The organism is Microcoleus sp. D2_18a_D3, assembly GCF_036702455.1.
In the GTDB taxonomy this organism is placed as follows: domain Bacteria; phylum Cyanobacteriota; class Cyanobacteriia; order Cyanobacteriales; family Microcoleaceae; genus Microcoleus.
The window spans coordinates 94462-102722 of sequence record NZ_JAUBTK010000017.1; the positions used below are offsets into that span (position 1 = coordinate 94462).

Consider the following 8261-nt stretch of genomic DNA (forward strand, 5'->3'; position numbering starts at 1 on the left):
ACACCAACACCAACACCGCCAACACCGCCAACACCAACACCGCCAACACCACCGACACCAACTCCGCCAACACCAACACCGCCAACACCACCGACACCAACTCCGCCAACACCAACTCCAACACCAACTCCACCGACACCAACACCGCCAACACCAACTCCAACACCAACTCCACCGACACCAACTCCACCAACACCAACACCAACACCAACTCCACCAACACCCACACCAACACCAACTCCACCAACGCCAACTCCACCAACACCGCCAACACCAACACCAACACCAACTCCACCAACTCCAACTCCACCAACGCCAACTCCACCAACACCAACTCCACTACCGCCAGTAATCATGCCGCCGACGATACCTGCTGGCATTACTGTCGATCCGACATCAGGATTAGTCACCACAGAAGCGGGAGGTAAAGCAACATTTACAGTCAAACTAAATACTCCGCCAACTGCTGATGTCAGAATTGATTTAGAAAGTTCCAATCCAGCAGAAGGCATAGTTTCTCCACCCTCGCTGAACTTCAACTTTGCTAATTGGAATCAAACGCAAACGGTGACGGTAACTGGTGTTGATGACAAGGTTGTTGACGGTGATAAAACTTACAGCATTGTTACCAAACCTTCTGTCAGCAACGATCGCAATTATTCCGGTTTAAATGCAGCAGATGCGATCGTTACCAGCACGGATAATACTGCTGCTGGCAAACGCAATTCTTTATTGATTCCCCTAACACCGGGGCAAGTTGTCGCAGAACCAGACCTTGATGACCCTACTGTTAAACGCCAGCGGTTATCAAATGTAAATTTTGGTCTCATAGATGACCCGCAGCAGGATTTTGACGAGGGGCCGCTCAACATTAACTTATTTAACGATACATCTTTTGATGTAATCTTCGATCAGGTAACATCCTCATCCAATGGAGAAAGTTGGGTGCGTATCGGTCGTATTCAAGGTGCTTTAGATGACAGTGAAGTCATCTTAACTAATAGCAAAAAAGATGGCGTTGCGATCGGCAATATCAGGTACAAAGACAAATTTTACCAAATTCGCTACGCCGGTAACGGTCTGCACAGCATTCGAGAAATCGACCAAGCAGCTTTTCCCGACGTTCATCAAGACAGCGATGCAGTTCCCGTTCCCAGCGACAGTTTTGCTGACCTTCCAGACAGCAGCCCAGATTTGACCGGTGACGACCCCGCAGTAATAGATGTCATGGTCGTTTATACCGCAGCAGCCAAAGATGCTGAGGGAGGTACTGATGCCATGAATACCTTGATTGACCTGGCTGAATCTGAAACAAATTTAGGTTATGAAAACAGTGGCGTCAATCACCGGATACGGATAGTACACAGACAGGAAATAGACTACACAGAAAGTGGCAATGCCAGCACAGATTTAAACAGGCTTCGCAATACTTCCGATGGTTTTATAGACGAAGTTCACCAACTGCGGAATACCTATTCGGCCGACATGGTGAGCTTATTTGTTGATAGCTTAGACTACGGCGGTATAGGTTACTTAATGACAGATCCTAGCTATGGGTTTGCAAATTCAGCCTTTACTGTAGTCAAGAGGAATAATGCAGCAGGATCTTACACCTTTGCCCACGAACTAGGGCATAACCAAGGTGCTCATCATAATGAACAAAATGCAAGCAGTGCTGGCGCTTATCCCTATGCTTACGGCTATCGGGATACCACCGATCCAATCACTTTCCGCACCATCATGTCTTACCAGACCCGCCGTCCCGATCCTCCCATTACGCGGATCAATCGCTGGTCCAATCCCGATCGCACTTATCTCGGCGAACCCACAGGAACGAGTTCCACAGATAATGCTCGGACGCTGAATAATACTGCTATTTATGCTGCTAATTGGCGGCACTCAAACGATAATCTTGAGAATGCTAAAACTGTCACGGGTAGTTCTTTTTCCTCAACTGGTTTAAATGTCAACGGCACTAAACAAACAGGAGAATTAAACCATGCAGGTAACAGCGGCGGTAAATCTATTTGGTGGTCTTGGACAGCCCCAAGTTCTGGCGCGGTAACAGTTTCTACGGCCGGCAGTTCCTTCGATACTTTGTTGGGAGTTTACACTGGCGGTTCTGTTTCTAGTTTAACAACTGTTGCTAGCAATAATAACGACCCTGCTGGAGGTCAAACCAGTCGAGTCAATTTTACTGCTACTGCGGGTACGACTTACAAAATAGCAGTAGATGGCTTCGGCGGATCGTCAGGTTATATTAATCTGAATCTGAGTCCTGGTGTCAACCGCCCGCCTGTTTTAAACATTCCGTTCCGCGAACAAGGTTTGCGTTTGCAACCGGGTGCGAGTCCTCAATTGCAGTTTACTTTTCAAAACGACACTTTCATCGATCCCGATCCGGGCGATACCTTAACTTATACAGCAGATTGGTATGAAAATGTCACCAACTTTGAGTGGCGAAATGTCAGCGGAGGGAGATCGCCAATTCCGACAAGTTGGAGTCGCATTAGCCCCTTACCAACTGGCATGAGTTTCGATCCGGCTAGCCGTACTTTCAGGGTTGATGATAGCTTGCAGCGCAATCGCAACTACTGGATTCGAGTAACAGCAAGGGATGCTGCTGGTGCATCGGATATAGCATTTTTCGATCTTTATAATCGAGGTCGAGGTTCTGTTATTGACGGCTACATCGCTGGGGCTACAGTTTTCTTAGACGCTAACAAAAATGGCGAACTTGATGCTAGCGAACCCTCTGCAACAACTGGCCCAAAAGGTGAATACGAACTCGATATTTCCTTGGAAATTTTTGACAAAAATCGCAACGGCGAACTCGATCCAGAGGAAGGCAATATTGTTGCTTTCGGCGGCATTGATACGGCAACTGGTTTGCCTTTGGAAACGCCTGTCACTGCCCCGCCTTACGCTACTGTTGTCACTTTGTTAACCACTTTAGTAGCGGATTTAATTGACAAAGGAATTGACAGCGATCGCGCCGAATCTCTCGTCAAATCTTCTCTTTCAATTCCCGCTAATGTTGACATCACTGACTTAGATCCGATCGCAGCTACCGAAAACGCGATCGCGGGTGGAGTAGAAACTTTGACTGCAATGGTCAAGGTACAAAACGTCATTACCCAAACTGCTGCTTTAATAGACGGTGCGTCGATTCTGGACAATACCGACAGCGTAAAAGCAGTTGTAAGTGCGATCGTTCAACAAATTCAATCGGCGACTACTCTCAATCTCAGCGATGCCAACCAGTTAGCAACAATTGTCGATCGCGCCGTCACAGCAGCGCAACAATTTGACTCGGATTTAAACACTCAGCAATTGTTGCAAATTGCCCCGGATGCAGCTAAGGTAATGGCCGAAGCAAATCAGCGCATTGACCAAGTTGTATCCAACACTGCAACGGCTTCAATTAACCGAGAAGTTGCCCGCGTCCAAAAAGTAGCCCTAGGCGCAACCTCTGAAGACTTAAAAGCAGTCGGTACAGGTACGAAATCGATCGCCCAAGTTATTGCCGAAAATACTGGTACTGCCTTAGATACCAAAATTCAACAAACGACATTGCCCGATACACCTGCGGTTGCGGTGATTGAAGGAGAAATAGATGCGATCGCAGCTAACTCAAATCTCACGGGCACTGACGGCGACGACAGCCTCTCCGGCGACAGCGGCAGCGATACAATGGCCGGCAAACGCGGCAATGATACTCTCAGCGGTTTGGGTGGCAACGACTGGATACACGGCAATCAAGGCAATGATTCCCTCGACGGTAGCGACGGCGATGACACTGTTTACGGCGGCAAACAAATCGATAATTTGTTGGGCAATAATGGGGAAGATATCCTATTTGGAAATCGCGGTCAAGATAGCTTGAGTGGAGGTGAAGGCAATGACAGTCTTTACGGCGGTCAGGCTACCGATATTCTGCTGGGCGGTAACGGATCTGATTTTCTCAGCGGTGAAAACGGCGATGATAGTTTGATAGGAGGAAATGGGAGCGATCGCTTCTTAATTTCCGCCAATTCTGGCAGCGATATCATTGTTGATTTTGAAGCCGGCATCGACTTCCTCGCACTTGCCGACAATTTAACCTTCTCGCAACTTTCTATTGTCCCTAGCAACAGTGCAACTTTAATCACATTGACAGCAACAGGTGAAATTTTAGCTGCTATTAATGGCGTAACAGCTAACCAAATTACCATTACTGATTTCAGTTAAACCATGAGGGACACAGGCAAATCCTGTGTCCCTGAAATTCCTTCAATAATCACGGATGCTGCAACCGGAATCGAACTAATTCATCTGCGTTTATCTGCGTTTATCTGTGTTTATCTGCCCTCATCTGCGGTAAAAAAAAGAGAATTTCTGAACCGCCCCGGACAAGGGATTGACGCTGATTCACGCCGATGTCGAGAAGAGAGATAGGAATAATTTCGATGCTAACAGATTTGATATCAGGACTAAAGTCCTTACAAAATCTAAAATTCAAAACCCAAAATTGAGTGGACGGGAACAATCCAAAATCTAAAATCCCAAATCTAAAATTGAGTGACTGTTGTGAAATAGTTTTCAGGAGGACAAATTTATGGTAGTTATATGCGGTGACAATCTCGATAATTTGCTAGCCGGTGAAATTGGCGATGATTCCCTGTGCGGGCTTGGAGGCAATGATACTCTATATGGTTTGGCTGGTAATGACACTTTAGATGGCGGAGAAGGAAATGATAGTCTCGCAGGTGGAGTCGGTAGCGATCGCCTTTTGGGCTACTCTGGTAACGACAGTCTCAGCGGTGGCGAAGGCGATGACAAAATTGAAGGAGGTGCCGGGAATGATATTCTTGAGGGTGGCGAAGGCGCGGATTTAATCAGAGGAGAAGACGATAATGATAGTATCTTGGGAGGGTCTGGCAATGACTGTCTTATCGGCGGTCAAGGCAATGATACGGTGCTCGGAGGAGATGGAGACGATCTCTTGTTTGGTAGCTTCAACAACGACTTGTTAATGGGTGGCAAAGATAACGATCGCCTGTTGGGAGACAGTGGGAACGACACTTTAAGAGGTGACTTAGATAATGACTACATTAACGGCAATTCAGGAGACGATTTGCTTGAGGGAAATGAAGGCAACGACATCCTGATTGGCGGGCCGGGCAATGACACATTAGTGGGTTACGGCTTTTCCTCAACAGTAGCACAAATTGATTATTTGATCGGGCAAAATGGAGCCGACTTATTTGTTCTCGGTTCGTCAAATGCCAGCCCTTACCTATTCTATAGCGGTGACAATGCCTATGCCGTTATTGAGGATTTTAACCGGGTCGAAGGCGACAAAATCCAAGTCGTTGGTTTCGTACAAGAGCGTAACGGTGCTCGCTTCTTCTTTTATCGATTTGAATCTTATGATGACGGTACGACGCGGGGAACTCGGATATTTGTCGGATCGGATTTAATCGCCGACGTTAAAAATGTTACTGATGTGAATCTCTCAGATTGCGCGAGCGTTTCGACTGGGTTTACACCGCCATCGCGAGACTTTCCATCCTTGCCATCTCTGCCGGGAATTCCCTTTCCGATACCGCCGCGTCCCACTCCTTTCTCGCCCATACTGCCAGTTTTTGTGGAAAGTTTGCCTTTTTTTCAATTGTGAGCTGACTTACGGAGGGGGGCAATCACCGGTTTTTTTTACGGAAATACACAGGTTGCAGCCAGCAGATTTTGTGAGTAATATCAAATCCGTTAGCATCGGAATAGTAAATTCCAGTTCACTGTTGACTGTTGACTGTTCACGGCGTCAACCGTCAACCGTCAACCGTCAACATCATGTATGAGTGTAACCGGAAATGATATAAAGACTGAAGTCCTGACTACAAAACAAGATTCGGTTGGACGATCGAACCGGTTCGGGTTACTCGATCGACAATGAGGGCGTTTGGGCCCAAAAGGTAAAGTTTTACGATCGAGATGAAATTTGGCCTCTCCCGGCAAACCTGTTTCCGGCTCGGACTGCTTTCTGTAGCCCAGCCCTACCCGCATAGTAGCTTGGGCGGATGTTGAGATTCCGAAAAAAGCCTTTTAAGTGTCCAAAAAGCGATCGCCTGCGTGAAAATTGCACGGCAATTATGTTACATTTTTTATCACAGTCTGGAATTCGATCGGGCAACGCCAGCGAGTAGGGACAAGCCACCGCTTAGTTTCCCAGGGCTTGCAGGCGATCGCACAATAGAGTTCCTTTCGTCAGCTCCAAATTTAAAAAATAGCCTCAGGCATTTGCTAGTAAAAGCAAGCTGCTCGGCGCGGGGCGACAAAAAACCTTGTGGCTGCTGCCCTGAACCTCAACCACAGCAATATTCTTTTAGGAATTCTGGCTCCATGTTTTCTAAACAAATCACCGACTCAAAAACCTACCAGTGGTTTGAGGAACGCCTGGAAATTCAGGCGCTCGCCGATGACATCACTACAAAGTATGTACCCCCGCACGTCAATATTTTCTACTGCTTGGGCGGAATTACTTTAGTTTGCTTTCTGATCCAGTTTGCCACCGGCTTCGCCATGACTTTCTATTACCGTCCCACGGTAGCAGAAGCTTTTTCTTCAGTGCAATACCTGATGACTGAAGTCAACTTCGGCTGGCTGATCCGCTCCATCCACCGCTGGTCTGCGAGCATGATGGTGCTGATGATGATTTTGCACATCTTCCGGGTTTATCTGACAGGCGGCTTCAAAAAGCCCCGCGAGTTAACCTGGGTGACAGGAGTAATCTTGGCAGTCATCACTGTTTCTTTCGGCGTGACCGGCTATTCGCTGCCTTGGGATCAAATCGGTTACTGGGCGGTTAAAATCGTTTCCGGTGTCCCCGAAGCCATCCCGGTTGTCGGCTCTTTGATGGTTGAACTGCTGCGCGGCGGTGTCAGCGTCGGTCAAGGCACTTTGACTCGCTACTACAGCTTGCACACTTTTGTGTTGCCTTGGCTGATTGTAGTGTTCATGCTGGCTCACTTCTTGATGATTCGCAAGCAAGGTATCTCTGGCCCGTTGTAAGTTTTGAGTTGTGGGGGCGGTACTTTTTTTGCCCCCCCGCTGAATTGTGAGTTGAAAATTCAGAATTCATCACTCATCAAAAAATTGGGCACGAAACCCCGTCCTTCTAGGACGGCTTTGTATTAGCATCTAGATGGTCACTAACCCACTGTCCGTCGATGGATTCAGACAGCCTAACGAGCTCTCGTCCAGTTTGACTGGCGGCGCAGACAAATCGGTAGACCGGGAAAAGAGGATAGGGCAATGGCAAACATCCCTAGAATCAAAACAATACATAAGAATTCCTTTTGGGGTTTTCGACACATAAGAACCGCAGGGCTTGCGGGGATAGTCTGTGGAGCGAACGTAAGACCAATACTCCTTGAGGGTGGAGGCAGTTGCCTTCGAAGCAGAAACCTAAATTGTGAGGTTTAGGAATCACCGCACCTGATAGTCGGTGAGGATGTCAAGATATTTATTTACGGCCAATACTTCCTGCGATCGCCCCGCTGATTGAGACTAACGAATACAGCGGAATCCCAGGTCCGGGTAAAACTAAAAGGAGAACACTCTCACTATGTCTATTATCAAAAAACCAGATTTGAGCGATCCCGCGCTCCGCGCTAAGCTCGCTAAGGGCATGGGTCACAACTATTACGGCGAACCAGCTTGGCCTAATGACTTGCTCTACGTTTTCCCTATAGTCATCATGGGAACGATTTCTCTGTGCGTGGGTTTGGCCGTACTAGACCCGGCTTTGGTTGGGGAACCTGCTAATCCTTTTGCTACTCCGCTGGAAATTCTGCCGGAATGGTATTTGTGGCCTGTGTTCCAACTCCTGCGCGTTTTGCCTAACAAATTGTTGGGTATTGCTTGCATGGCTGCTGTTCCCCTTGGCTTGATTTTGATTCCGTTCATCGAAAGCGTTAACAAGTTTCAAAACCCGTTCCGCCGCCCTGTTGCTACTACTGTTTTCCTCTTGGGAACTGTGTTCACTCTGTGGTTGGGTATTGGTGCTATTTTCCCGATCGACAAATCTTTCACACTGGGTCTTTTCTAAGATTTAAGTTTGCTTGATTTTGACGCCTGCGGGTTTCCTGTAAAGTGCTTTTGTACTGGTGGGAAACTTTAGCGGGCGTCAATTCATTTTAGATTTTAGGAATGAAAAATAAATAACTTAATGAATTACTCAGGTTGGGGTACGGCTCGATAATTCCATTTGGGCAAATATT

The 8261-nt window shown here is 47.4% G+C and carries 6 protein-coding genes; 5 read left to right on the forward strand and 1 reads right to left on the reverse strand.

Annotated elements, in window-relative coordinates; all coding sequences use genetic code 11:
- A partial coding sequence (locus QUB06_RS10880) for a hypothetical protein (protein WP_333435296.1) occupies window positions 1–340 on the reverse strand: 340 nt, incomplete at its 3' end.
- 14 nt (window positions 341–354) lie between these two features.
- Between QUB06_RS10880 and QUB06_RS10885 the strand changes: the two genes are divergently transcribed.
- The 5 genes from QUB06_RS10885 to petD all read left to right on the forward strand — a co-directional run bounded on the left by QUB06_RS10885 (window position 355) and on the right by petD (window position 8089).
- Entirely contained in the window at window positions 355–4230 is a 3876-nt protein-coding gene (locus QUB06_RS10885; protein WP_333435297.1) for a M12 family metallo-peptidase, read from the forward strand.
- Window positions 4231–4597: 367 nt separating this feature from the next.
- On the forward strand, window positions 4598–5659 hold the full coding sequence (locus QUB06_RS10890; protein ID WP_333435298.1) for a calcium-binding protein: 1062 nt from the start codon (window positions 4598–4600) through the stop codon (window positions 5657–5659).
- Between the two features lie 235 nt (window positions 5660–5894).
- Window positions 5895–6047: a hypothetical protein gene (locus tag QUB06_RS10895; RefSeq protein ID WP_333435299.1), complete on the forward strand. Its 153-nt coding sequence runs from the start codon at window positions 5895–5897 to the stop codon at window positions 6045–6047.
- A 334-nt stretch (window positions 6048–6381) separates the two neighbouring features.
- Complete coding sequence (petB, locus tag QUB06_RS10900) at window positions 6382–7050, forward strand: cytochrome b6 (protein ID WP_333435300.1); 669 nt, start codon at window positions 6382–6384, stop codon at window positions 7048–7050.
- 556 nt (window positions 7051–7606) lie between these two features.
- Entirely contained in the window at window positions 7607–8089 is a 483-nt protein-coding gene (gene petD, locus QUB06_RS10905; RefSeq protein WP_333435301.1) for a cytochrome b6-f complex subunit IV, read from the forward strand.
- Window positions 8090–8261: the final 172 nt, after the last annotated feature.

Excerpts from the sequence above, each read along its gene's own strand:
- petB (WP_333435300.1), top strand. The coding sequence starts at position 6,382 with ATGTTTTCTAAACAAATCACCGACTCAAAAACCTACCAGTGGTTTGAG.
- petD (WP_333435301.1), top strand. The coding sequence starts at position 7,607 with ATGTCTATTATCAAAAAACCAGATTTGAGCGATCCCGCGCTCCGCGCT.
- QUB06_RS10885 (WP_333435297.1), top strand. The coding sequence starts at position 355 with ATGCCGCCGACGATACCTGCTGGCATTACTGTCGATCCGACATCAGGA.
- QUB06_RS10890 (WP_333435298.1), top strand. The coding sequence starts at position 4,598 with ATGGTAGTTATATGCGGTGACAATCTCGATAATTTGCTAGCCGGTGAA.